The organism is Pseudomonas sp. GD03858 (assembly GCF_029840925.1).
Classification (GTDB): domain Bacteria; phylum Pseudomonadota; class Gammaproteobacteria; order Pseudomonadales; family Pseudomonadaceae; genus Aquipseudomonas.
Map to the genome: position 1 here is coordinate 64,883 of NZ_JAOCDM010000004.1, position 23,657 is coordinate 88,539.

Annotated in this window: 19 protein-coding genes; 8 read left to right on the forward strand and 11 right to left on the reverse strand. The window is 64.2% G+C overall.

The features are described from left to right. Positions 1–350: 350 nt before the first annotated feature. The 10 genes from N5D48_RS02330 to hmpA form a co-directional block, all read right to left on the reverse strand. A complete protein-coding gene (locus N5D48_RS02330) occupies positions 351–734 on the reverse strand; it encodes a YkgJ family cysteine cluster protein (RefSeq protein ID WP_046857051.1) in 384 nt (127 codons plus the stop codon). Positions 735–997: 263 nt separating this feature from the next. Further along, a complete protein-coding gene (alaC, locus tag N5D48_RS02335) occupies positions 998–2,206 on the reverse strand; it encodes an alanine transaminase (RefSeq protein ID WP_279880646.1) in 1,209 nt (402 codons plus the stop codon). Positions 2,207–2,334: 128 nt separating this feature from the next. Next, the gene (locus N5D48_RS02340) at positions 2,335–3,474 is read right to left on the reverse strand and encodes a hypothetical protein (RefSeq protein ID WP_279880648.1); all 1,140 of its coding nucleotides are present in this window, start codon (positions 3,472–3,474) and stop codon (positions 2,335–2,337) included. Positions 3,475–3,607: 133 nt separating this feature from the next. Further along, complete coding sequence (gene cyoE, locus N5D48_RS02345; protein WP_279880650.1) at positions 3,608–4,495, reverse strand: heme o synthase; 888 nt, start codon at positions 4,493–4,495, stop codon at positions 3,608–3,610. Positions 4,496–4,506: 11 nt separating this feature from the next. Next, positions 4,507–4,839, reverse strand: a complete 333-nt coding sequence (cyoD, locus tag N5D48_RS02350) for a cytochrome o ubiquinol oxidase subunit IV (RefSeq protein WP_279880652.1) — start codon at positions 4,837–4,839, stop codon at positions 4,507–4,509. Then, positions 4,839–5,462, reverse strand: a complete 624-nt coding sequence (cyoC, locus tag N5D48_RS02355; RefSeq protein WP_279807011.1) for a cytochrome o ubiquinol oxidase subunit III — start codon at positions 5,460–5,462, stop codon at positions 4,839–4,841. Before cyoC ends, cyoD begins: the two co-directional genes overlap by 1 nt. 3 nt (positions 5,463–5,465) lie before the next feature. Then, positions 5,466–7,484 carry a cytochrome o ubiquinol oxidase subunit I gene (gene cyoB / locus N5D48_RS02360; protein ID WP_279880654.1) on the reverse strand — a complete coding sequence of 673 codons (2,019 nt, stop codon included), beginning with the start codon at positions 7,482–7,484 and terminating at the stop codon, positions 5,466–5,468. Positions 7,485–7,487: 3 nt separating this feature from the next. After that, a complete protein-coding gene (gene cyoA / locus N5D48_RS02365; protein WP_279880656.1) occupies positions 7,488–8,432 on the reverse strand; it encodes a ubiquinol oxidase subunit II in 945 nt (314 codons plus the stop codon). A 560-nt stretch (positions 8,433–8,992) separates the two neighbouring features. Beyond that, positions 8,993–9,499 carry a disulfide bond formation protein B gene (locus tag N5D48_RS02370; protein WP_279880658.1) on the reverse strand — a complete coding sequence of 169 codons (507 nt, stop codon included), beginning with the start codon at positions 9,497–9,499 and terminating at the stop codon, positions 8,993–8,995. A 514-nt stretch (positions 9,500–10,013) separates the two neighbouring features. Further along, positions 10,014–11,192 (reverse strand): NO-inducible flavohemoprotein, encoded by a 1,179-nt coding sequence (hmpA, locus tag N5D48_RS02375; RefSeq protein ID WP_279880660.1) that lies wholly within the window; start codon positions 11,190–11,192, stop codon positions 10,014–10,016. Positions 11,193–11,346: 154 nt separating this feature from the next. Between hmpA and norR the strand changes: the two genes are divergently transcribed. From norR to N5D48_RS02395, 4 genes are all read left to right on the forward strand, one after another. After that, positions 11,347–12,897: a nitric oxide reductase transcriptional regulator NorR gene (gene norR, locus N5D48_RS02380; protein ID WP_279880661.1), complete on the forward strand. Its 1,551-nt coding sequence runs from the start codon at positions 11,347–11,349 to the stop codon at positions 12,895–12,897. 170 nt (positions 12,898–13,067) lie between these two features. Next, positions 13,068–13,967: a chemotaxis protein gene (locus N5D48_RS02385; RefSeq protein WP_110736814.1), complete on the forward strand. Its 900-nt coding sequence runs from the start codon at positions 13,068–13,070 to the stop codon at positions 13,965–13,967. An 88-nt stretch (positions 13,968–14,055) separates the two neighbouring features. Continuing rightward, entirely contained in the window at positions 14,056–14,367 is a 312-nt protein-coding gene (locus N5D48_RS02390) for a hypothetical protein (protein WP_279880664.1), read from the forward strand. After that, positions 14,364–15,098 carry a YkgJ family cysteine cluster protein gene (locus N5D48_RS02395; RefSeq protein ID WP_279880666.1) on the forward strand — a complete coding sequence of 245 codons (735 nt, stop codon included), beginning with the start codon at positions 14,364–14,366 and terminating at the stop codon, positions 15,096–15,098. Before N5D48_RS02390 ends, N5D48_RS02395 begins: the two co-directional genes overlap by 4 nt. 118 nt (positions 15,099–15,216) lie before the next feature. On the opposite strand, the gene N5D48_RS02400 is transcribed toward N5D48_RS02395, so the two are convergent. Beyond that, the gene (locus N5D48_RS02400; RefSeq protein ID WP_279880668.1) at positions 15,217–16,800 is read right to left on the reverse strand and encodes a PAS domain-containing methyl-accepting chemotaxis protein; all 1,584 of its coding nucleotides are present in this window, start codon (positions 16,798–16,800) and stop codon (positions 15,217–15,219) included. A 384-nt stretch (positions 16,801–17,184) separates the two neighbouring features. Between N5D48_RS02400 and N5D48_RS02405 the strand changes: the two genes are divergently transcribed. The 4 genes from N5D48_RS02405 (at position 17,185) to N5D48_RS02420 (ending at position 23,657) form a co-directional block, all read left to right on the forward strand. Next, on the forward strand, positions 17,185–18,348 hold the full coding sequence (locus N5D48_RS02405) for an efflux RND transporter periplasmic adaptor subunit (RefSeq protein ID WP_279880670.1): 1,164 nt from the start codon (positions 17,185–17,187) through the stop codon (positions 18,346–18,348). Continuing rightward, positions 18,345–21,437 (forward strand): multidrug efflux RND transporter permease subunit, encoded by a 3,093-nt coding sequence (locus N5D48_RS02410; protein WP_279880672.1) that lies wholly within the window; start codon positions 18,345–18,347, stop codon positions 21,435–21,437. The genes N5D48_RS02405 and N5D48_RS02410 overlap by 4 nt, the downstream gene beginning before the upstream one ends. Positions 21,438–21,446: 9 nt before the next feature. Continuing rightward, entirely contained in the window at positions 21,447–22,118 is a 672-nt protein-coding gene (locus N5D48_RS02415; protein WP_279880674.1) for a heavy metal response regulator transcription factor, read from the forward strand. Between the two features lie 123 nt (positions 22,119–22,241). Then, positions 22,242–23,657 (forward strand): heavy metal sensor histidine kinase, encoded by a 1,416-nt coding sequence (locus N5D48_RS02420; RefSeq protein WP_279880676.1) that lies wholly within the window; start codon positions 22,242–22,244, stop codon positions 23,655–23,657.

The window sequence follows — 23,657 nt, forward strand, 5'->3', positions numbered from 1 at the left end:
AGGCAATTCAGTCCTTGAATGCGTGTACTGCGGGGTGCAAGCGAGACGCGAAACACGCGACGGCCGAAACGCCTGATCAATGGCTAACAGGTTTCCTTTGCAGGAATGTGTAGCCGCTCAGGAGCCGGGAGTAAGGCGTCGGAGCCGATCAAATGGTGTTAATACTTTGTCGAGGCGGCACGTGATTCGCGGGTTTCAGCCACTTGTCCATTGGATCCAACCGACGAACGGTCAGCTATTGAGCTCCTATGGGAGCAGGTTTACCCGCGAACGCGTTACTCGGCGCAACGGCATATTCGCGGGTAGACCCGCTCCCACAGGCTCTGTTTTGTGCCCACGGAGCGCCAGGGTCAGGCGACCTCCGCCCCATCGTCCGGCCAGTGGGGTTCGTTGGCGCCAGGTGGCGTCAGCGGCGGCAGGCCGTAGGCCGCGCGGGCATCATCGCAACTGGGGTTGTGCACACCGTTTTCCCACGACGCCTCGAACTCGCGGCATGGGCTGGAGCGGTTCTCGTAGATGGAGCACGCCACTTGCGTGCCGATCTCGCCGCCCAGGCTGACGCAACGGCAGGGCTTGGCGTCGGTGCCGATCATGGCGACACGGGTCGGGTTGATCTGTACCACCAGATCGTCGGGCACCACACCGCCAGCGGACTGGCACTCGCCCCAGAAGAAAGACACACGAAAGTAGCCGCAGCAGGCGCCGCAGGTCAGGCAAGGATTCTGTTCGGACATGATGGCCAGGAAGGGAGGTTGTTGTTATCCGGGCGAGCGCCCGCGGCGCTATTTGTAATCCAGGCGCGAACGGCTGAGAAGAGGGGCAATGAAAAAAAGACGGCCGCTTATCGCGGCCTCAAGCGGTTAGCGACAAGCGGCAAGAAAAAGCGCTGTGTCTTCCCTACCCCGCTCATATGGAAAGCCGCAAGAAGGCTGTATTGCACAGATCGGCTTGCGGCTTGCGGCTTGGAGCTTGCGGCTTGGAGCTTGGAGCTTGCGGCTTACTTGCCGGTCAGCCCATCGGCCCGGAACATCTGGCGGATACCGCGAATGGCCTGGCGGATGCGGTCCTGGTTCTCGATCAGGGCGAAGCGCACATGGTCATCGCCATAGTCGCCAAAGCCGATGCCTGGAGACACGCAGACCTTGGCTTCGGCCAGCAGCTTCTTGGAAAACTCCAACGAGCCCAGGTGCGCGTACTGCTCGGGGATCTTCGCCCAGACATACATCGACGCCTTGGGGTTCTCGACCATCCAGCCCAGCTCGTGCAGGCCCTTGACCAGCAGGTTGCGGCGCTGGCGATATTGCTCGGCGATGTCGCGCACGCACTGCTGGTCTCCTTCCAGCGCGGCGATGGCCGCGACCTGCAAGGGGGTGAAAGTGCCATAGTCGTGGTAGCTCTTGATCCGCGCCAGGGCGCTGACCAGCTCGGGGTTGCCGACCATGAAGCCGATACGCCAGCCGGCCATGTTGTAGCTCTTGGACAGGGTGAAGAACTCCACCGCGATGTCCTTGGCCCCCGGCACCTGCATGATCGACGGCGCCTTCCAGCCGTCGTAGACGATGTCGGCGTAGGCCAGGTCATGCACCACCAGCACATCGTACTGCTTGGCCAACGCCACCACGCGTTCGAAGAAATCCAGCTCGACGCACTGCGCGGTCGGGTTGGACGGGAAACCGAGGATCATCATCTTCGGCTTGGGGATCGACTCGCGGATCGCGCGTTCCAGCTCGTTGAAGAAGTCCACCCCCGGCACCAGCGGCACCGACCGCACCTGGGCGCCGGCGATCACCGCGCCGTAGATGTGGATCGGGTAGCTGGGGTTGGGCACCAGCACCGTGTCGCCGTGATCGAGGGTACCAAGCATCAGATGCGCCAGGCCCTCTTTCGAGCCAATGGTGACGATGGCTTCGCTTTCTGGGTCGATCTCGACCTCGTAGCGTTCCTTGTACCAGTTGGAGATGGCCCGGCGCAGGCGCGGGATGCCGCGCGAGGTGGAGTAACCATGAGTGTCTTCACGCTGGGCGACCTGCACCAGCTTCTCGACGATGTGCGGCGGCGTGGCGCCATCGGGGTTGCCCATGCTCAGGTCGATGATGTCCTCGCCACGGCGGCGGGCGGCCATCTTGAGTTCGGCGGTGATATTGAAAACGTACGGGGGGAGACGATCGATGCGCGCGAAGCGGCGCGGCGAACCTGGGTTGGCCATGCTTTCCTCTGGAGACGTAAGCGCCCGGAACCGTCCGAGCGACGCTGGCCGCTGTGGCGGCCGAAACAGAAGATAGCGGTATCGTCCTGGCCTTGTAAAGGGCGCCTGCGCAGGCGCCCTTTACCCGGTCAACGTAGCGCCTTGTAGGTGCTCAGATCAAAACGCTGCAGGCTCAATCCAGCACTAGGATCGAGGTGCGCGCCCTGGACCTTGCTGAAGGTGGTACTGGTCGAGCCACGATGAACGAGGCGGTCATTGCGGTCGCCTTCGGTGACGACCGTGTAGGACTTGCTGCGCATGGCAACGTACTGCGAGTCCTGGTTGGCGATGACGCGGTGATAGTCCATCAACTGGCTGTCGCTCAAGCGCAGACACTTGTCCAGCTTGGCTCCCCAGCGCGTCAGGCACACCTCGGCAAAATGACGCACGATCAGTCCCGGCTCGGCGAGCTGCCTGCCACTGCCCGCGCCATCCAGCGATGCGTTGCCCACCAGCGTGGCATGGCGCCCCGGCATCGGGAAAATGCGTTTACGGGTACTGCGCTGGACCGACGGAATCACGCAGGCAAAACCTCTGGAACGTTCATCGCGAGAGTAGAAGCCGACATATTCCTTGACGTTGCTGCCCAGTTGCACCCTATGGGGCTGGACGTTACCGGCCCCCGGCACCGGATCGATGGCGAAGATGTTCACCGCCACATGCCTGAGCTCCGGATCGTTGGCCATGGCGTTGGCCATGGCGTTGGCCAGCATGTGGCAGCTGATACCACCGCGGCTCCAGCCCACCAGGTTGACCGTGGTCGGTATGCGCGGTCTGCGGAAAACGCTGATGATCTGCTCCTGCAATGCCTGTGGGGTGGGCTGGCGATTGCCGTAATTGTACTTGCGCCAGAACCACGAACCATTGGAGGCCACCTCGGGAATGTTGACACCCGCGCGCCTGAGCGCCTCGTATTGGGCCTGGGTGAGCGTTTCGCGCTGCCACTGGCTCTTGCCCTTGATGACCTGCAGAACGTGCGCGACGTTTTCCTCCCAACCTCGCCCGAACACCTGACCGGTCCAGTTGAAATACCCGCCTGGCTCGACGAACAGCGCGTCGTCCTGCATGTTGCCGCTCCCCGGTCCATCGACCGCGATCCAGTGCGCGAACTCCTTGCCCAGATCGTTGCTGGCCAGTGTCGAGACCAGCTCGCCATTCCAGAAATTCGGATTCGTGGTGTCGAATCGGTGAGAACCAGTACCGCAAAAGTAAGCTGTAAATACACTCATTTGCCTGACTCCTCTGTTGTAGGAGTGGGAAGAATGCGCTTGCGGTGTAGGCACCATCAGTTGGAAGCCGTGCCTGAAGATCAAAAAAAACCCCGGCACAAGGCCGGGGCTTTTCTTGCAACAGGTAGCGGTATCAGCGTGCGTAGGTCATCAGCACATCAGCCGCGGTCTGGCTGTCCACCGACATCATCACGCTCAGGGCGGTGACGGTGAGGATGGAGAAGCCGAACACCTTGCGTGCCCACTTGCTGTCGTCCTCGGCCTTGTAGCCACCCCAGGCCATGTACAGCCAGTACAGGCCCATGGCGGCCGCCACGGCAAGGTAACCCAGGCCGGCGTAGCCGCCGAGGGTCAGCATCAGGGTCGCCAGGACGAAGGCCAGCACGTACAGCACGATCTGCTTCTTCGCCGCGAGGATACCGCGCGCCACCGGCAGTACCGGAATGTTGGCGGCGCTGTAGTCCTTGAAGCGGAAGATCGCGATGGCGAAGCTGTGCGGCATCTGCCACAGGCTGAACATCACCAGCAAGGTCACCGCGGCCAGGTCGAAGCTGTTGCTCACGGCGCAGTAGCCGATCACCGGAGGCATGGCACCGGACAGGCTGCCGACCAGGGTGCCGTGCACCGATTTGCGCTTCAGCCACAGGCTGTAGAAACCGACGTAGACGATGAAGCCGACCAGGGCGCAGAACGCCGCCAGCGGGTTGGCCTGGACATACAGCAGGCTGAAACCCGCCACCCCGAGCAGGGTGGCGTAAAGCAGCGCGAAGGGCAGCGACATGCCGCCCTGGACCATGACGCGGTTCTTGGTGCGCTCCATCTTCTGGTCGATGTCGCGGTCGATGCAGTTGTTGAACACGCATCCGGACGCGACCACCAGGGACGTACCGATCACCACCGCCAGGAACAGGGCGAAATCCACATGGCCCTTCGAGGCAAGGAAGAAACCGCCTGCCACGGAAAGCACGTTACCGAAAATGATCCCCGGTTTGGTGATTTGGATAAGGTGCTTAACGGACATGCAGTCTTACCTCACTTGGCCATCATTTCGAAGTGGATGCTGAACATGATCCACAGCGACAGGCCGACCAGCAGTGCGATGACCAGCACGGTGAACAGGAACGTCGACACGTTGGAGCGCTGCTCTTTCGAGCGGTCCATGTGCAGGAAGTACACGAGGTGTACCACCACCTGGATGACGGCCATGGCCACCACGATCAGGACGGTCAGGTTCTTCGGCAGGGTCGGGAACATCACCAGGCCGAACGGGATCGCGGTCAGGATGATCGAGAGCACGAAGCCGATCATGTACGACTTCACGCTACCGTGGTTACCCTCGTGATGAGTGTCGTGTGCGCTAGCCATTACAGAACCCCCAGCAGGTAGACGACGGTGAACACGCAGATCCAGACCACGTCCAGGAAGTGCCAGAACAGGCTCAGGCAGCTCATGCGGGTCTTGGCGGTCGGCGTGATGCCGTGCTTGTTGATCTGATACATCATGATCGCCATCCAGATCAGACCGGCAGTCACGTGCAGACCGTGGGTACCGACCAGCGCGAAGAACGCCGACAGGAAGCCGCTGCGCTGCGGGCCGTAGCCCTCGGCGATCAGGTGATGGAACTCATAGATTTCCATCGCGATGAAGGCCGCGCCGAACACGAAGGTCACGGCCAGCCAGCCCAGCACGCCGGCTTTCTTGCCGTCGAACATCTTCAGCATGGCGAAGCCGAAGGTGATCGAGGACAGCAGCAGGAACGCGGTTTCGACCAGCACGAAGTCGAGCTGGAAGATGTCATGACCCGACGGGCCGCCGGCGAAACCGCCGGACAGCACCGCGTAGGTGGCGAAGAGCGACGCAAACAGGATGCAGTCGGTCATCAGGTACAGCCAGAAACCGAGTACGGTCATCTGGCCCGAGTCGTGGTGGTGGTCATCGTGCGCATGGTCATGGCCATGCGCGCCACCGTGGATTACTTGACTGGACATTGATTACACCCGTTCAAACGATTCGACACGTGCGCCGGCAGGCAGAGCACCTGCTTGGGCCAGCGCTTTCATGCGCTCGCCTTCGATGCGCGCCACTTCTTCGGCCGGAACCATGTAGCCCTGGTCGTCACGCGCGGCGTGGCGAACGAAGACAGCGATGGTCGCAACCAGGCTCGCGCCCACCAGCCACCAGATGTGCCAGATGAAGGCGAAGCCGAACACGGTCAGGAACAGACCCATGAACAGGCCGGTAGCAGTGTTGCTCGGCATGTGGATCGCTTCGTACTTGGCAGGCGCCTTGTAGGCAACACCGGCTTCCTTGGCTTCGTGCCAGGCGTCCAGGCCAACTTTCTCAGGCATGTGAGCGAAGTTGTAGAACGGAGGTGGCGACGAAGTCGACCATTCCAGGGTACGGCCGCCCCATGGATCGCCAGTGACGTCCATGTTGTCCTTGCGGTCGCGAACCGAGACGTAGATCTGGATCAGCTGGCAAGCGATACCGAACAGGATCAGCACGGCGCCGACCACGGCTACGTACAGGTAGGGTTCCCACAGCGGGTTGTCGGAGTGGTTCAGACGACGGGTCATGCCCATGAAGCCCAGGGCGTACAGCGGCATGAACGCTACGTAGAAGCCGGAGATCCAGAACCAGAAGGCAGCCTTGCCCCACTTCTCGTTCAGGGTGAAACCGAAGGCTTTCGGGAACCAGAAGGCGAAGCCGGCGATGTAGCCGAATACCGCGCCACCGATGATCACGTTGTGGAAGTGGGCGATCACGAACAGGCTGTTGTGCAGAACGAAGTCGGCACCTGGAACAGCCAGCAGGACGCCGGTCATGCCACCGATGGAGAAAGTGACCATGAAGCCCAGGGTCCACATGATCGGCGCGGTGAAGCGCAGACGGCCCTGGTAGATGGTGAACAGCCAGTTGAACAGCTTCACACCGGTCGGAATGGAGATCAGCATCGTCGCCAGGCCGAAGAAGGTGTTGACGCTGGCGCCGGCACCCATGGTGAAGAAGTGGTGCAGCCAGACCGCGAAGCCGAGGATGGCGATCGCGCCCGAGGCGTAGATCATCGAGTGGTGACCGAACAGGCGCTTGCCCGCGAAGGTCGAGGTGACTTCCGAGAACACGCCGAAGGCCGGCAGGATCAGGATGTAGACCTCAGGGTGACCCCACGCCCAGAACAGGTTGACGTACATCATCGGGTTCCCACCAAGCTCGTTGGTGAAGATGTGGAAGTCCAGATAACGGTCAACGGTCAGCAGGGCGAGTGCGGCGGTCAGGATCGGGAAGGAAGCGACGATCAGCACGTTGGCCCAGGTGCAGGTCCAGGTGAAGATCGGCATGTCCATCAGCTTCATGCCAGGGGCGCGCATCTTCATCACGGTGACGAGGAAGTTCACGCCGGTAAGCGTCGTACCCAATCCGGATAGCTGTAGCGCCCAGATGTAGTAGTCGACACCCACCCCAGGGCTGTACTGGATACCCGCGAGCGGCGGATAGGCAACCCAGCCGGTCTTGGCGAATTCGCCAACGCCCAGCGAGATGTTGACCAGCAGCACGCCTGCCAGCAGCAGGTAGAAGCTCAGGGAGTTGAGGAACGGGAAGGCAACGTCACGCGCACCGATCTGCAGCGGAACCGCGAGGTTCATCAGGCCGGTGAAGAACGGCATCGCCATGAAGATGATCATGATCACACCGTGGGCGGTGAAGATCTGGTCATAGTGTTCAGGCGGCAGGTAGCCTTCGGAGCCACCGGTGGCGGCGGCCAGCTGGGTACGCATCATGATGGCGTCGGCGAAGCCGCGCAGCAGCATGATCATAGCGACGATGATGTACATCACGCCGATTTTCTTGTGGTCGACCGTGGTCAGCCACTCGGTCCACAAGTAGGTCCACTTGCGGAAATAGGTGATGGCACCAACGACGGCGATACCACCGAGCGCGATCATGGCAAGCGTCACCATGACTATCGGCTCGTGATAGGGTATCGCCTCCAGGCTTAATTTACCGAACATCTCTTACTCCTCTGCACCGGCAGCTGGTTGCATACTCGATTCCACACCCTTGGTTGTGGCCAGATCTTTGCTGCCTGCTTCTTCGTGGCTCGGACGACCGCGGTTCATGCCTTCGTACTTGTCGACGATGCGCTGGAACTGGTCAGCCGGCGCCTCGCTGTACAGCTCGACCGGGTTGTTTTCGCTTGGTTTGGCCAAGGCGTCGTATTCGGCCTTGTCCAGTTTCTTCGGCGATGCCTTCACTTCAGCGACCCATGCATCGAAGTCGGCTTGCGAAGTGGCGACAGCCTTGAATTTCATACCGGTGAAGCCGGCGCCGCTGTAGTTGGCGGAGATACCGTCGAACACACCGTTCTCGTTGGCGATCAGGTGCAGTTTGGTGGTCATGCCAGCCATGGCGTAGATCTGACCGCCCAGACCCGGGATGAAGAAGGAGTTCATCACGGCATCGGAGGTGACGCGGAAGTTGACCGGAGTGTTAGCCGGGAAGACGATCTTGTTGACCGTGGCGATGCCCTGCTCCGGGTAGATGAACAGCCATTTCCAGTCCAGCGCGACCACGTCGATCTGCACCGGCTTCACATCGGAATCCAGTGGACGGTACGGGTCCAGCTTGTGGGTGGAGTGGTAAGTGACGTAGCCCAGGGCGATGATGATCAGGATCGGGATGATCCACACCGCGGCTTCGATCTTGGTCGAGTGCGACCAGTCGGGGGTGTAGGTGGCGGCCTTGTTGGAAGCACGGTACTTCCAGGCGAACGCCAGGGTCATGATGATCACGGGCACGACCACCAGCAGCATCAGGCCGGTGGCGATCAGGATCAGGTTCTTTTGCTCAATGCCGACCTGGCCCTTCGGATCGAGCAGGGTCCAGTTGCACCCACTGAGTAAAAGCATGCCTAAAAAGGGCAATATGCCAAACAGTCTGGGGTAACGCTTTTTACTCATCTCACGACCTCTAGATCAGCTTGCTTCAATGCAATTTGTGTTTTGGTAGCCAACACTTCGTCCTGCCAAGTGCGGCAATTCGCGCCCGTACTCGCTCCTGCCCGGGGTCCGACTGCAGGACCTTGGCGTCAAGCGTGTTAGCGGTGCTTATGGTTTCGTAGGCAACAGGCCTGTACTTCAGACCAAGTCCATTTGGTGCGGGAAAACGCGGAGGGGGGTCCGCCCGGTATCGCCGTTGGGCGAAACTTGTCGAAGTCAGCAAATGGAAAGCGCTGCGGCTTCCATCAATCCTGCGACTCGCAAGCAGTGCCGAACGGAAATTGGGGGCGATTGTAGATAGGTCGATAGACCTTGACTATGACTTATTGAGCAACAGTCTTTTACAGGATGCGTAACAATGCTGCTCAAAAAATCAACTTCGCGACAGTTTGTCGCACCCCGCTTGATAGCCCTGAAACCCTTGCTGCGCAAGGGCTAAAGCCTGATCTGGATCAACTGCGGGGAAAGATTTCCGACTTATCTCGCCGCGCAACAGACCTGGGTCAACTCGGGACTTTGGTCTAAGCGCGACGACGGTTGCGGTAGATGCCCAGCGGCACCAGGATCGCCGTCAGCACGAACGCCACCAGGGCCCACTGGGCGAGGGACAGGCCAAGGATCGGCGGGTACGGCGTGGAGCAGAAACCGTCGACCTGGAACGCCAGCGGCCAGAGCTTGGCCAGGGGCAGGTCGTCGACGATGGGCTGGAGCGTGTCGATGCCGCAGCTGACCATCGGGTTGGCGAGTATATACACATGGTTGCCGGCCGCAACGATCCCGCCGATGGCGCTGAGCACCACCAGGGCCTCGAAGAAGGTCAGGCTCTTGCGCCCCGGCATGGCGGCGGCGATGAAGGCGAAGACCGCGATGAACAGCAAGGCATAGCGCTGCAGGATGCACAGCGGGCACGGCGCCTCGCCCAGCACCACCTGCATGTACAGCGCGCCGCCGATCAACGCCAGGCAGATCACGCCGAGAAGCACCAGAAAGCGCCGTTCCCGATTCAGGCGCGATGTGAGTTCGTTCATTGCCGGTTCCTTCGATGGAGAGTGGCAGCGCTGGCTGCCCGGGGGCGCCAAGTCTACACGCTGGAGATGACCTGTGAATGCATAGAGGGGGCGTGCGCGGCTATCCATTGATGACCTAGGACCGAGCGGGTCGGTTTCGGTTCAACTGCCGCGGATGAAAAACACGGCAGCCCGAGCGCCGGACAGGGCCAAGCCCCTCGACACTCAGGAGTGAAGGATACAGTGATTAAAGGAGGATTAAAGATGAACGCCAGTGTAGAGGCGTTCATCTCTTTCTATATAGAGAAGGGATAGGCCCAATCGCTGCGGTTCGGCGCTCGGCCACGCCGACAGCGCCGAATGTCATCGTCCGTTTCGTTCTCGATTACCCACGGCCGGGAGCATCCGGGTGCTGCCGGCCCGACAGAACGCCGAACCGCAGCGATTGGGATGAATCGCGGGGCAAGCCCGCCCCCACGCCAGCACCACCTGGTTCAGCGTGGGAGCGGGCTTGCCCCGCGACGGGCTCAGCGTTTCACTGCAAAGCCGCCGCCGGCCCGAAGAACTCGTAGCGGCTCTGCCCTTCCGGCACGCCCAGGCCCTTGAGCTGGCGCTTGATCGCGGCCATGAAGCCCTTCGGCCCGAGGAAGTAGGCATCGATGTCACGCTCACGCGGCAACCACTCGCCCAGCAGCGCCTGATCCAGCAGGCCGACGGCGTCGGCTTTGCGGCTGCCATCGTCCTCGGCGTAGCAATAGAAGCGCTTGAGCTGCGGGTGCTTCGCGGCCAGATCATCGACCCAGTCACCGAAGGCATGCACCGCGCCATTGCGCGCGCAATGGATGAAGTGCACCGCACGCTCGGTCTCGAGCGCCGCCTCGAGCATGGCCAAGGTCGGAGTGATGCCCACGCCGCCACTGATCAGCACCAGCGGCTTGTCACTGGCCACCAGGGTGAAGTCGCCGGACGGTGGGAACAGTTGCAGGGTATCGCCGACCATCAACCCGTCATGCAGGTAGTTGGAGACCTTGCCCCCCGCTTCGCGCTTGACGCTGATGCGGTACTGCTCGCCGTCGCACAGGGCCGACAACGAGTAGTTGCGACGCAGCTCCTGGCCATCGATGAACAGCTGCAGACCGATGTACTGGCCCGGCTCGGCCTTGAGCACCGGCTTGCCATCGACCGGGACGAAGTAGAACGAGACGATCTCGCGGCTTTCCTGCTCGCGGCGCGCCAGGCGGAATTCACGGCTACCGCGCCAGCCGCCGGCGGCCTGCTCCTTCTCTTTATAGAGGTTCTCTTCCGCGCCGATGAGGATGTCGGCCAGCTGGCCGTAGGCCGCGGCCCAGGCAGCGATGACTTCTGGCGTGGCGATGTCCTTGCCCAACACTTCCTCGATAGCGCGCAGCAGGCAGCTGCCGACGATCGGGTAGTGCTCGGGGAGAATCTGCAGGGCCACATGCTTGTTGATGATCTGCCCGACCAGGCCACCGAGCTGCTCGAGCCGGTCGATGTGGCGGGCATACATCAGCACGCCATTGGCCAGGGCACGCGGCTGGTCGCCGCTGGCCTGGTGGGCCTGATTGAACAGCGGGCGCACCTCGGGGTACTCGCTGAGCATCAATTTGTAGAAATGGGTGGTCAGGGCCTCGCCGCCGCTTTCCAGCAGGGGGACGGTGGCCTTGATGATTGCACGTTGTTCGGCATTGAGCATTGCGACAACTCCTGAGCCTTTGGCTTCGAATGGTTGCCTTCGCTATTTCAGCAATCGTGCCAACTTCAAAACCCCATGAAATCAGGGGCTTGAGCCAGTCGCTGTCAAAACGACACACTCAAGCGTATAGTCAATCCGACCAACAGGAGTCCATATGACTGCAAAGCCCCTGCTCACCGCCCTGCTCCCCCTGGTCAGCGACCTGTCCTGCGACCTGCCCGACCAGGAGCGCTATCGCCGGCTACTGGAGGCCATGCGCGGCCTGCTGCCGTGCGACGCCGCCGCACTGCTGCGGCTCGATGGCGAATGGCTGGTGCCGCTGGCGGTCGACGGACTTTCGCCCGATACCCTGGGCCGACGCTTCCGGGTCAGCGAACATCCGCGCTTCGAGATCTTGCTGAGCAGCCCACGGCCGACTCGCTTCGCCAGCGACAGCCCGCTGCCCGACCCCTACGACGGCCTGGTCAATGCCCAGCACGTCGATCTCGAAGTGCATGACTGCATGGGCTGCCCATTGATGGTCGACGAACGCCCCTGGGGCCTGCTGACCCTCGATGCCCTCAGCCCCGGTCAGTTCCAGAGCCTGGAACTGGACGCCCTGCAGGCGTTCGCCAGCCTGGCTGCCGCCACCGTCACCGTGGCCGAACGCATCGAGCACCTGGCCCTGCGCGCCGAGGATGAACACCAGCGCGCCGAGTTGTATCGCCAGGCCAGCGGCCAGGACCGGGAGCTGATCGGCCAGAGCACGGCGCACAAACGCCTGGTCGAGGAAATCCGCCTGGTCGCTGGCAGCGACCTGACCGTGCTGATCACCGGCGAGACCGGCGTCGGCAAGGAGCTGGTGGCCCAGGCCCTGCACCGCGCCAGCCATCGCGCCGACAAGCCGCTGATCAGCCTCAACTGTGCCGCCCTGCCCGACACACTGGTGGAGAGCGAGCTGTTCGGCCATGTGCGCGGCGCCTTTACCGGCGCCCACGGCGAGCGCCGTGGCAAGTTCGAGCTGGCCAATGGCGGCACGTTGTTCCTCGACGAAGTCGGCGAGCTGCCGCTGGCGGTGCAGGCCAAGCTGCTGCGGGTGCTGCAAAGCGGTCAGTTGCAGCGACTGGGTTCCGATCGCGAGCACCTGGTGGATGTGCGCCTGATCGCCGCCACCAACCGCAACCTGGCCGAAGAAGTGCGCAGCGGCAACTTCCGCGCCGACTTCTATCACCGCCTGAGCGTGTATCCGCTGCAGGTCCCGCCACTGCGCGAGCGCGGTCGCGATGTGCTGCTGCTGGCCGGTTACTTCCTCGAGCAGAACCGCTCCCGACTCGGTCTGGGCAGCCTGCGCCTGTCAACCGATGCCCAGGCTGCGCTGCTGGCCTACGCCTGGCCGGGCAATGTGCGCGAGCTGGAACACCTGATCGGTCGTTCGGCGCTCAAGGCGCTGGGGCAGCATGGGCAACGGCCGAAGATTCTCACACTGGAGGCGGCTGACCTTGATCTGCGCACCATGGCGCCCATCGTCCATGTCGAGACCGAGACACCTCCCGCCGATGCGCCGCTGCCCGAAGGCGGCCTGCGCGAGGCGGTGGATGACTATCAGCGACAGATCGTCGAAGCGTGCCTGGCGCGTCACGGGGACAACTGGGCTGCCGCGGCACGGGAGCTAGGGCTGGACCGGGCCAATCTGAGCCGATTGGCCAAGCGGCTGGGCCTGCGCTGAGGACGCCATCGCGGGGCAAGCCCGCTCCCACGCAGGCAGGTCAAGCAGGCAGGGTAAACAGCATGGGAGCGGGCTTGCCCGATGGATCGCCAATAGCAAACTAAGCTAAAGCCCGGCGCCCGAAAGCCGATAACCCGGCATCCTCTCCATTTCGAACCGAAGGTTGCCCAATGGCCACGCAAAAAGCCCGCGCGGATTCGCTGTCCCTGCTGCTGTTCACCCTGCGCAGCGGCAAGCTGATGGCAATCAACCTGCTCAAGGTCAGCGAGATCATCCCTTGCCCGCCGCTGACCAAGCTGCCGGAGGCGCACCCGCATGTCAAAGGCGTGGCCACCCTGCGCGGCAATTCGCTGTCGGTGATCGACCTGTCCCGCGCCATTGGCGAAATGCCCCTGGCCGACCCCGACGGCGGCTGCCTGATCGTCACCGAGATCAGCCGCTCGCGCCAGGGCCTGCATGTGCAGGCGGTGAGCCGCATCGTTCATTGCCTGAGCACCGACATCAAACCGCCCCCTTATGGTTCGGGCAATCGCTCGTTCATCACCGGCGTGACCCGGGTCGACAACACCCTGGTACAGGTGCTGGATATCGAAAAGGTCATCCACGGCATCGCGCCGCCGCCGCACGAACCGCACCCCGGCGAAGTCAGCGAGGAAGACGCGAGCCTGCTGGCCGCCGCCAACATCCTGGTGGTGGACGACAGCCAGGTCGCGCTGCAGCAGTCGGTGCACACCCTGCGTAACCTCGGCATCGAGTGCCATACCGCGCGCAGCGCCAAGGATGCGATCAACGTTTTGCTGGAGCTGCAAGGCACCGACAGGGAGATCAACATCATCGTCTCCGACATCGAGATGTCCGAGATGGATGGCTTCGCCTTCACCCGCACCTTGCGTGAAACCCCGGACTTCCAGCACCTGTACATCCTGCTGCACACCTCGCTGGACAGCGCGATGAGCGGCGACAAGGCCAAGCTGGCGGGGGCCAATGCGATCCTGACCAAGTTCTCCTCGCCGGAGCTGACCAACTGCCTGGTGACGGCGGCGCGGGCGGTGGTGTTCGAGGAGCGCTGACACATCAGGTCAGGATTTTCCTGACTTGATGAAGGAAAACGTTCGGGCATAATTCGCGCCCTTCGCAGGTTCATTGGCGGTGTCGCGTATGAAATATCTCTGTTCGTTCCTCATCCTCTGCGCCCTTGCCAGCGGCGCAGCCCACGCCTCGAGCAACCAGGCCTGGAGCGACCAGCGCCAGCACATGCTCAAGACCTGCCTGGCCGCCAGCCAGTTCAAGGATGCCCACGCCCTGGGCAAACCCGCCGAGTTCGACGACCAGGTCGGTTACAGCGCGCTGCTGATCGAGGGCACCTACCCCCAGAAGCACATGCAGAACCGCACCGGTACCGAGCTGTGCCTCTACGACCGCCAACGCCAGCAAGCCTTCACCAGCGAATGGGAAGCCGGCAAGCGATGAGCGACAGTATTCGCTTCGCCTGCACCGGCTGCGGCAAATGCTGCACGGGCCATCATGTGCCGCTGACGCTTGCCGAGGCCCGCCAATGGGCAGCCTCCGGCGGCCAGGTGGTGGTGCTGATCGAAGGGTTCATTGCCGATGGCCCTGGCATGCCGGCGGACCATCGCGAGCATGTGCTGCGCCGCTCGTTCCCGGTGCCCTGTGGCGCTGGGCAGTTACACGTATCGGTCACCTTCGCCGCGTTCAACCCGGGGCGCTGCCGCAACCTTGACGACAACGACCTGTGCGGCATCTATGAAAGCCGACCACTGGTCTGTCGCATCTACCCGGCGGAGATCAACCCGCACCTGCCGCTGCGGCCGGAAAACAAGGACTGCCCGCCCGAGGCTTGGGAACAAGGGCCTGAGCTGATTCATGGCAGCCTGCCGGTGGATGAGGGACTGCGCGCCTTGATCGAGGCCTCGCGCCAGGCCGACCGCGACGATATCGCGGCCAAGGTGGCGATCTGTCAGGCGCTGGGGATGACCACCAGCGCGCTGAAGGGCAACGGGTTTACCGCGTGGTTGCCGGACATGGCGGCGTTTGCTGCGGTGCTGAAACAGGCGCCAACAGCGGTCGATGGGCCGTGGGTGGTGCATGTGCAGGACGAGGCGCTTGCGACCGAGCTACAGGATCATCGCCTGCAGGTGACGGGCGAAGCGCCGGTCTACTACGCGTTCATCGGTTTCTAGATAGATCCAATCGCGGGGCAAGCCCGCTCCCACGCCCTGGCCCTCAACACTCCTGGCTTCGAGGCCACTATTGTGGGAGCGGGCTTGCCCCGCGATAGGGCCAGTACTGACAACCCAATCACTGACAACGCCGCCAGAACTCATCCGCCAGCCGCCGCAGGTCCTTGGCCAGGTCGGCCACATCGCTGGCGCTGCTGTGGCTGCGCTGGCCGACGCTGACCGTCGCCTCGCTGGCCTGGCGAATGCTGCTGATGTTGCGGTTGATGCTCTCGCTGACCTGGCTCTGCTGCTCCACCGCCGCGGCGATCTGCAAACTCATCTCGTTGATCTGGTTGACCCGCACGCTGATGCTGTCCAGCGCGTCACTGGCCAGTTGCGCCTGCTCGACACTGTGCCCGGCATGGGCGCTGCTCTGCTGCATCACCTGCACCGCTGCCCGCGCACCTTGCTGCAACGCGCCGATCATGCGCTGGATATCGTGGGTGGACTGCGCGGTGCGCTGGGCCAGGCCGCGCACTTCATCGGCGACCACCGCGAAACCACGCCCCTGGTCACCCGCCCGCGCCGCTTCGATGGCGGCATTGAGCGCCAGCAGATTGGTCTGTTCGGCGATGCCACGGATCACGTCGAGCACCCCGGAGATCTCGCTGCTGTGGCTCTCCAACTGCTGGATCACCTCGCTGGCTTCGACCAGCGAGCCGGCCAGGTCCTGGATCGCGCAGCGGTTGCGATCGACCAGTCGATGGCCGGACTGGGTCTCGTCCTCGGCCTGGTCGGCGGCCATGGCGGCCATCTGCGCGCTACTCGCCACCTGGGCCACGCTGGCGCTCATCTGGTGGATCGCCGTGGCCACCTGGTCGGCTTCGCTCTGCTGCTCCAGGCTGTTGGCATGGCTGCTGTGCAAGGCTTCGACCAGCGACCCGGAATGCCCGGCCAGGCGCGACGAGGTGTCGCCGATGCGACCGACCACCGCGCCCAGCTGCGCCTTGAGCATGCGCATGGCGAACTCGATCTGTCCCAGGCCGTCACGCCGGCCGGTATACAACTGCTGGCTGAGCGGATTGTCGGCGATCGCCTGGGCCTGTCGGCGCAGCCGCTCGTAGGGGCGCAGCAGCGCCAGGATCGCCAGGCTGCTCAGCCCCACGGCAAGCATCACTTCGACCAGCGACGCCAGCAACGGCGCCCCCAGCCACCACTGCCCGCCCCCCAGCACCAATGCCAGCACGCCCCCCACCGCCAGCGACAAGCGCGCTCCCAGCCCCAGCACCGGCAAACGCTCGAACCAGCTACGCCGGCCTTCGCGCAGGCGCGCATAGCAACGCTCGGCCGCCGCGACCTGCTCGGCCCCGGGCCGGGTCCGCACCGACTGGTACTCCAGCACCTGCCCGCCATTGCTGATCGGCGAGACGAAGGCGCTCACCCAGTAGTGGTCGCCGTTCTTGCAGCGATTCTTCACCAGCCCCATCCACGAGCGCCCGGCCTTGAGCGTTTGCCACATCTGGGCGAAGGTCTGGGACGGCATGTCCGGGTGGCGGACCATGTGATGGGCGTTGCCCAGCAGCTCCTCGCGGGAAAATCCGCTGATCCGCATGAAGTCGTCGTTGGCATAGGTGATGCGGCTGTCCAGGTCAGTGGTGGACAGGATGTTGGCGTCGCCGGGGTAATCCACTTCGCGACCGGTAATGGGCATGTTGCGCTTCATCGGAGGCTCTCGTTGTTGTACGGGAGATCGGCAGGGCGTACGACTCTAGTGTCCTGTCTCGGAAATACGTTCTCTTTTGGCGAGTGGCTTGGGTGCTCGGCCAAGGCGCCGCGACGAGTCATAGCAGGGCTATGGCGAGGAGCGGCAACGCCGGCCGGGCGCCCAAGACGCCGCCAAAAGTGAACAGCTTATTTCCGAGACAGGACACTAGGGCCAATGGCCGGCGAAACATTGATCCACGACAGCATATTGGCAATTGGCCATCAGCGAGCCGAAACTGACAGACGTGACAGCCAGGCGTCACGCTGGCGACCCGGTCGGCGCGCTATAACCAGTCACTACCCAGACCCGTTTCCCCGCCCTCCGGCCAAGGTGCCCGCCACGATGCGACGTCCAACCCGCCCCCTCGTTCTCGCAGCCCTGGCCCTGGTTCTACTGGCGGGCGTCGGCGCCTGGCTGAGCCTGCGCCAGCAGGCCCCGGCCAACCGCCCCAGCAGTGCCGTGCCGGTGCGCGTGGTGGCCGTGGCCCAGCAGGATGTGCCACGCTACCTCAGCGCGATCGGCTCGGTGCTGTCGCTGCACAGCGTCGAGGTCCGTCCCCAGGTCGAGGGCGTGCTCACCCAGGTGCTGGTCAAGGAAGGCCAGTGGGTGAAGGAAGGCGACCTGCTGGCCACCCTCGACGACCGGGCCATCCGCGCCAGTCTCGACCAGGCCCGCGCCCAGCTCGCCCAGACCCAGGCGCAACTGCAAGTGGGCAACGTCAACCTCAGGCGCTACCAATTGCTCAGCACCGACGATGGCGTGTCGAAGCAGACCCTCGACCAACAGCAGGCGCTGGTCAATCAGCTGCAGGCGACGATCAAGGGCAACCAGGCGGCGATCGACAATGCCGCCGTGCAACTGAGCTACACGCAGATCCGCTCGCCGGTGACCGGCCGCGTCGGCATCCGCAACGTCGACCCCGGCAACCTGGTGCGCACCAGCGACACGCAAAGCCTGTTCAGCGTCACCCAGATCGACCCGATCGCCGTGGAATTCGCCCTGCCCCAGCAGCAACTCCCGGTGCTGCAAGGCCTGCTTGAATCCGCCACGCCCGCCGAAGTCGAGGCCTACATGGATGCCGACGGCGAGCGCAGCCTGCTCGACAAGGGTCACCTGACGCTGATCGACAACCAGGTCTCGGCCAATACCGGCACGGTGCGGGTCAAGGCCGAATTCGACAACAAGCACGGGCGCCTGTGGCCCGGCCAACTGGTCACCGTGCGCCTGCGCACCGCCGTCGACGAGAACGCCCTGGTGGTGCCGCCACCGGTGGTGCAGCGCGGCCTCGATGGCCACTTCGTCTACCGCCTGGACGGCGACAAGGTCAGCGCCGTGCCGGTCAAGGTGGTGTACCAGGACAGCACGCTGAACATCATCGCCGGGGTCAAGGCCGGCGACCGCCTGGTACTCGATGGCCAGTCGCGGCTCAAGCCCGGCTCGACCATCGAAGTCACCCCGGATGCCCCCGCCGCCGCCGAGATCGCCGAGCGCAGGAGCCAGCCATGAACACCCGCAACGGCGTCTCGGCCTGGTGCATCGACCACCCCATCGCCACCTTGCTGCTGACCTTCGCCCTGGTGCTGCTGGGTGCCATCGCCTTCCCGCGCCTGCCGGTGGCGCCACTGCCCGAGGCCGACTTTCCGACCATCCAGGTCACCGCCCAGCTGCCCGGCGCCAGCCCGGAAACCATGGCGTCCTCGGTCGCCACGCCATTGGAAGTGCAGTTCAGCGCCATCCCCGGCATGACCCAGATGACCAGCAGCAGCGCCCTGGGCTCGACCAACCTGATCCTGCAATTCACCCTCGACAAGAACATCGACACCGCCGCCCAGGAAGTGCAGGCGGCGATCAACACCGCCACCGCTCGCCTGCCCCAGGACATGCCCAGCCCGCCGACCTGGCGCAAGGTCAACCCGGCCGACAGCCCGGTGCTGGTGCTGACGGTCAGCTCGACGCAGATGCCCGGCAACGAACTGAGCGACTACGCCGAAACCCTGCTGGCCCGCCAGCTCAGCCAGATCGAAGGCGTCGGTCTGATCAACATCACCGGCCAGCTGCGCCCGGCGATCCGCGTGCAGGCCCAGCCAGAAAAGCTCGCCGCCATCGGCCTGACCCTGGCCGACATCCGCCAGGCCGTGCAGCAGACCAGCCTGAACCTGGCCAAGGGCGCGCTGTACGGCGAGCACAGCGTCTCGACCATCGCCGCCAACGACCAGCTGTTCCACGCCGATGACTACGCCAGGCTGATCGTCAGCTACCGCAACGGCGCCCCGGTGCACCTGTCCGACGTCGCCAAGGTGATCTACGACGCCGAGAACGCCTATGCCAAGGCCTGGTCCGGCGACAAGCCGGCGCTGAACCTGGTGATCTTCCGCCAGCCGGGGGCGAACATCGTCGACACCGTGGACCGCATGATGGAGGCCCTGCCGCGCCTGCAGGAAATGCTCCCGGCGTCGGTCGAGGTGTCGGTGCTCAACGACCGCACCCAGACCATCCGCGCCTCGCTGCACGAGGTGGAGCTGACGCTGATCATCGCCGTGGTCCTGGTGATCGGCGTCATGGCGCTGTTCCTGCGCCAGTGGTCGGCGACCTTCATCGTCTCCAGCGTGCTCGGCGTTTCGCTGATTGCCACCTGCGCCCTGATGTACGTCTTCGGTTTCAGCCTCAACAACCTCACCCTGGTGGCCATCGTCATCGCCGTGGGGTTCGTGGTCGACGACGCCATCGTCGTGGTGGAGAACATCCATCGTCACCTGGAAGCGGGCGACGACAGCCGCACCGCGGCGCTCAAGGGCGCTGGCGAGATTGGCTTCACCGTGGTTTCCATCAGTTTCTCGCTGATCGCCGCGTTCATTCCGCTGCTGTTCATGGGCGGCGTGGTCGGCCGGCTGTTCAAGGAGTTCGCCCTGACCGCCACCGCCACCATCCTGATTTCGGTGGTGGTGTCGCTGACCTTGGCGCCGACCCTCGCCGCGCTGTGCATGCGTCGCCCGCCCGAGGAGCAGCATGGTGGCCTTGGCCAACGCCTGGTGCGCTGGTACGAGAAGGGCCTGGACCGGGCGTTGGCCCACCAGCGCATCACCCTGGGCGTGTTCGGCGTCACCCTGGCACTGACGATCGCCGGCTACGTCGTCATCCCCAAGGGCTTCTTCCCGATGCAGGACACCGGTTTCATCCTCGGTACCACCGAGGCCGCGGCGGATGTGTCCTATTCATCGATGATCGAGAAACACCAGGCCCTGGCGAAGATCGTCGGCGCCGACCCGGCGGTGCGCGCCTTCTCCCATTCGGTCGGCGTCACCGGCAGCAACCAGACCATCGCCAACGGCCGCTTCTGGATTTCCCTCAAGCCGCGCGGTGATCGCGATGTCTCGGTCAGCCAGTGGATCGACCGCATGCGCCCGCAACTGGCCCAGGTCCCCGGCATCGTCCTGTACATGCGCGCCGGCCAGGACATCAACCTCAGCTCCGGCCCCACGCGCACCCAGTACCAGTACGTGCTCAAGAGCAACGATGGCGCGGCCCTGAACCTGTGGACCCAGCGCCTGACCGAGCGCCTGCGCGAGAGCCCGGCGTTGCGCGACCTGTCCAACGACCTGCAACTGGGCGCCAGCGTCACCCATATCGAGATCGACCGCCAGGCCGCGGCACGCTTCGGCCTGACCACCACCGACGTCGACCAGGCCCTCTACGACGCCTTCGGCCAGCGGCAGATCAGCGAGTTCCAGACCGAGACCAACCAGTACAAGGTCATCCTCGAGCTGGACGCGCGCCAGCGCGGCAAGGCCGAAAGCCTCAACTACTTCTACCTGCGCTCGCCGCTGTCCGGCGAGATGGTCCCGCTGTCGGCGCTGGCCCACGTCGCCGCACCCGGCACCGGCCCGCTGTCGATCAGCCATGACGGCCTGTTCCCGGCCGCCAACCTGTCGTTCAACCTCGCCCCCGGCGTGGCCCTGGGCGACGCGGTGCAGATCCTCGAGCGCACCCAGCGCGAGCTGGGCATGCCCGATTCCATCGCCGGCAGTTTCCAGGGCGCGGCGCAGGCGTTCCAGAGCTCGCTGGCGAGCCAGCCGTACCTGATCCTCGCCGCGCTGGTGGCGGTGTACATCATCCTTGGCGTGCTCTACGAGAGCTTCGTGCATCCGCTGACCATCATCTCGACGCTGCCGTCGGCGGGCCTCGGCGCGCTGTTCATGCTCTGGGCCATGGGCCAGGACTTCACCATCATGGGGCTGATCGGCGTGGTGCTGCTGATCGGTATCGTCAAGAAGAACGGCATCCTGCTCATCGACTTCGCCCTCGAGGCCCAGCGCCACCACGGCATGTCCCCCGAACAGGCGATCCACCAGGCCTGCCTGGTACGCTTTCGCCCGATCATCATGACCACCCTGGCCGCGCTGCTCGGCGCGGTGCCGCTGATGATCGGCTTCGGCACCGGCGCCGAGTTGCGCCAACCCCTGGGCATCGCGGTGGTCGGCGGCCTGCTGGTGAGCCAGGCCCTGACGCTGTTCACCACACCGGTCATATACTTGGCGCTGGAGCGTCTGTTCCACCGCCGTCGGGCCACCGCCGTGCCAGCGCCGACCGCCAGCTGAGAAAAGACCATGCGTGTGCTGATCATCGAAGACGAAGAGAAAACCGCCGACTACCTGCATCGCGGCCTCACCGAGCAGGGTTTCACCGTCGACCTGGCACGGGACGGCATCGACGGGCTGCACCTGGCCCTGGAGGGCGACTACGCGGTGATCGTGCTCGACGTGATGCTCCCCGGCCTGGACGGCTACGGCGTGCTGCGCGCGCTGCGGGCCCGCAAACAGACGCCGGTGATCATGCTCACCGCCCGCGAGCGGGTCGAGGATCGCATCCACGGCCTGCGCGAAGGCGCCGACGATTACCTGGGCAAGCCGTTCTCGTTCCTCGAACTGGTCGCCCGCCTGCAGGCCCTGACCCGGCGCAGCGCCATTCACGAGCCGTTGCAGATCCAGGTGGCCGACCTGTGGATCGACCTGATGGCGCGCAAGGCCACCCGCGCCGGAGCACGCCTGGACCTGACCGCCAAGGAGTTCTCGCTGCTCAGCGTGCTCGCCAGGCGCCAGGGCGAGATCCTGTCCAAGACCGCCATCGCCGAGCTGGTCTGGGACATCAATTTCGACAGCGACGCCAATGTCGTCGAAGTGGCCATCAAGCGCCTGCGCGCCAAGCTCGACGGGCCGTTCGACAACAAGCTGCTGCACACCATCCGAGGCATGGGCTATGTCCTGGAAAGCCGTGGCTAGCCCGGGGGGCGCTGCGCGCCCCTTTCGCGACACAAGGCCGCTCCTACAGAGGATCGCGGTCCCCTGTGGGAGCGGCCTTGTGTCGCGAAAGGGCCGCAAGGCAGCCCCCTGGGGTAGTCGCCCATGAACCTTTTGCGTAGAAAACCCGGCAACTCGATCGCCCTGCGCCTCTCGGCCCTGTTCACCCTGGTCGCCCTGGCCGTGTTCGTGCTGATCGGCAGCGCCCTGTACCGCCAGGTCGACCGCAGTCTCGACCTGCTGCCCGAGGCCGAGCTGGACGCGCGCTTCAGCGTGCTCGAGTCCACCCTCAACCGCTACGGCACCGCCGAGCACTGGGCCAAGATCAACAACAAGCTCAACCTGCTGGGCGAGGAAGACCGGCGCATCCGCTTCTGGGTGGTGAGTGGCGACCCGGCCTTCGAATACGGGAAGCCGAGCGAGCAGATCCGCGCCTTCGCCAACGGCGCGCAGGGCATGCGTGAGCTGCGCCTGGCCGCAAGCCCCTACCCGTACAAGGTACTGGTCAGCGAACTGCCGGCCCTCGGCAGCCGCCCGCCGCTGCGCTTTCTGATCGGCATCGACACCGAAACCTTCTGGCAGGCCCAGCACAGCCTGCTGGTGGCCATCGTCGGCCTGGCCGTGCTGGGCGTGCTGCTGGCCTCGCTGCTCAGCTACTGGGTCGCGCGCATCGGCCTCAAGCCGCTGCAAGCGCTCTCCGACGAAGCCCAGACCCTCGCCCCGCCACGCCTGGACGGGCGCCTGCAGACCCACGACCTGCCGCCGGAGCTGGCGCAGTTCGCCGGCGCCTTCAACGCCGCCCTCGACCGGGTCAGCCAGGCCTATACACAGCTCGAAGCGTTCAATGCCGACGTCGCCCACGAACTGCGCTCGCCGCTGACCAACCTGATCGGCCAGACCCAGGTCGCGCTGACCCGTGGCCGCAGCGCCGAGCACTACTTCGAAGTGCTGCAATCGAACCTCGAGGAACTGGAGCGCCTGCGCAGCATCATCAACGACATGCTGTTCCTGGCCAGCGCCGACCAGGGCAGCAAGGCCACGGCCCTGAGCCACGCCTCGCTGGCCGAGGAAGTGGCCACCACCCTGGACTACCTCGACTACATCCTCGAGGACGCCCAGGTCAGCGTCAGCGTCAGCGGCGACGCCCAGGCGCGCATCGAAAAGGCCCAACTGCGCCGGGCGCTGATCAACCTGCTGAACAACGCCGTGCAGCACACCGCGCCGCAGCAGGTGATCCGGGTGCGCATCGAGGCGGATGCGGAACAGGTCAGCATCGCCGTGAGCAACCCGGGGCCGGCGATCGCCGAAGAGCACCTGCCACTGCTGTTCGAGCGCTTCTATCGCGTGGATGCCGCCCGCACCAACAGTGGCGCGGGCAACCACGGATTGGGGCTGGCGATCGTCAAGGCCATCGCCCTGATGCATGGCGGCAATGTCTTCGTGCATAGCGAGGCCGGTGCCAACACCTTCGGCATCAGCCTGCCAAGCGCTCAACTACAAGGGTTTGCGGTAAAAGTCTAA

What these genes read in the sequence shown, in the direction of transcription:
- N5D48_RS02330 (WP_046857051.1), bottom strand. Translation starts at nt 734, where the DNA reads ATGTCCGAACAGAATCCTTGCCTGACCTGCGGCGCCTGCTGCGGCTAC.
- alaC (WP_279880646.1), bottom strand. Translation starts at nt 2,206, where the DNA reads ATGGCCAACCCAGGTTCGCCGCGCCGCTTCGCGCGCATCGATCGTCTC.
- N5D48_RS02340 (WP_279880648.1), bottom strand. Translation starts at nt 3,474, where the DNA reads ATGAGTGTATTTACAGCTTACTTTTGCGGTACTGGTTCTCACCGATTC.
- cyoE (WP_279880650.1), bottom strand. Translation starts at nt 4,495, where the DNA reads ATGTCCGTTAAGCACCTTATCCAAATCACCAAACCGGGGATCATTTTC.
- cyoD (WP_279880652.1), bottom strand. Translation starts at nt 4,839, where the DNA reads ATGGCTAGCGCACACGACACTCATCACGAGGGTAACCACGGTAGCGTG.
- cyoC (WP_279807011.1), bottom strand. Translation starts at nt 5,462, where the DNA reads ATGTCCAGTCAAGTAATCCACGGTGGCGCGCATGGCCATGACCATGCG.
- cyoB (WP_279880654.1), bottom strand. Translation starts at nt 7,484, where the DNA reads ATGTTCGGTAAATTAAGCCTGGAGGCGATACCCTATCACGAGCCGATA.
- cyoA (WP_279880656.1), bottom strand. Translation starts at nt 8,432, where the DNA reads ATGAGTAAAAAGCGTTACCCCAGACTGTTTGGCATATTGCCCTTTTTA.
- N5D48_RS02370 (WP_279880658.1), bottom strand. Translation starts at nt 9,499, where the DNA reads ATGAACGAACTCACATCGCGCCTGAATCGGGAACGGCGCTTTCTGGTG.
- hmpA (WP_279880660.1), bottom strand. Translation starts at nt 11,192, where the DNA reads ATGCTCAATGCCGAACAACGTGCAATCATCAAGGCCACCGTCCCCCTG.
- norR (WP_279880661.1), top strand. Translation starts at nt 11,347, where the DNA reads ATGACTGCAAAGCCCCTGCTCACCGCCCTGCTCCCCCTGGTCAGCGAC.
- N5D48_RS02385 (WP_110736814.1), top strand. Translation starts at nt 13,068, where the DNA reads ATGGCCACGCAAAAAGCCCGCGCGGATTCGCTGTCCCTGCTGCTGTTC.
- N5D48_RS02390 (WP_279880664.1), top strand. Translation starts at nt 14,056, where the DNA reads ATGAAATATCTCTGTTCGTTCCTCATCCTCTGCGCCCTTGCCAGCGGC.
- N5D48_RS02395 (WP_279880666.1), top strand. Translation starts at nt 14,364, where the DNA reads ATGAGCGACAGTATTCGCTTCGCCTGCACCGGCTGCGGCAAATGCTGC.
- N5D48_RS02400 (WP_279880668.1), bottom strand. Translation starts at nt 16,800, where the DNA reads ATGAAGCGCAACATGCCCATTACCGGTCGCGAAGTGGATTACCCCGGC.
- N5D48_RS02405 (WP_279880670.1), top strand. Translation starts at nt 17,185, where the DNA reads ATGCGACGTCCAACCCGCCCCCTCGTTCTCGCAGCCCTGGCCCTGGTT.
- N5D48_RS02410 (WP_279880672.1), top strand. Translation starts at nt 18,345, where the DNA reads ATGAACACCCGCAACGGCGTCTCGGCCTGGTGCATCGACCACCCCATC.
- N5D48_RS02415 (WP_279880674.1), top strand. Translation starts at nt 21,447, where the DNA reads ATGCGTGTGCTGATCATCGAAGACGAAGAGAAAACCGCCGACTACCTG.
- N5D48_RS02420 (WP_279880676.1), top strand. Translation starts at nt 22,242, where the DNA reads ATGAACCTTTTGCGTAGAAAACCCGGCAACTCGATCGCCCTGCGCCTC.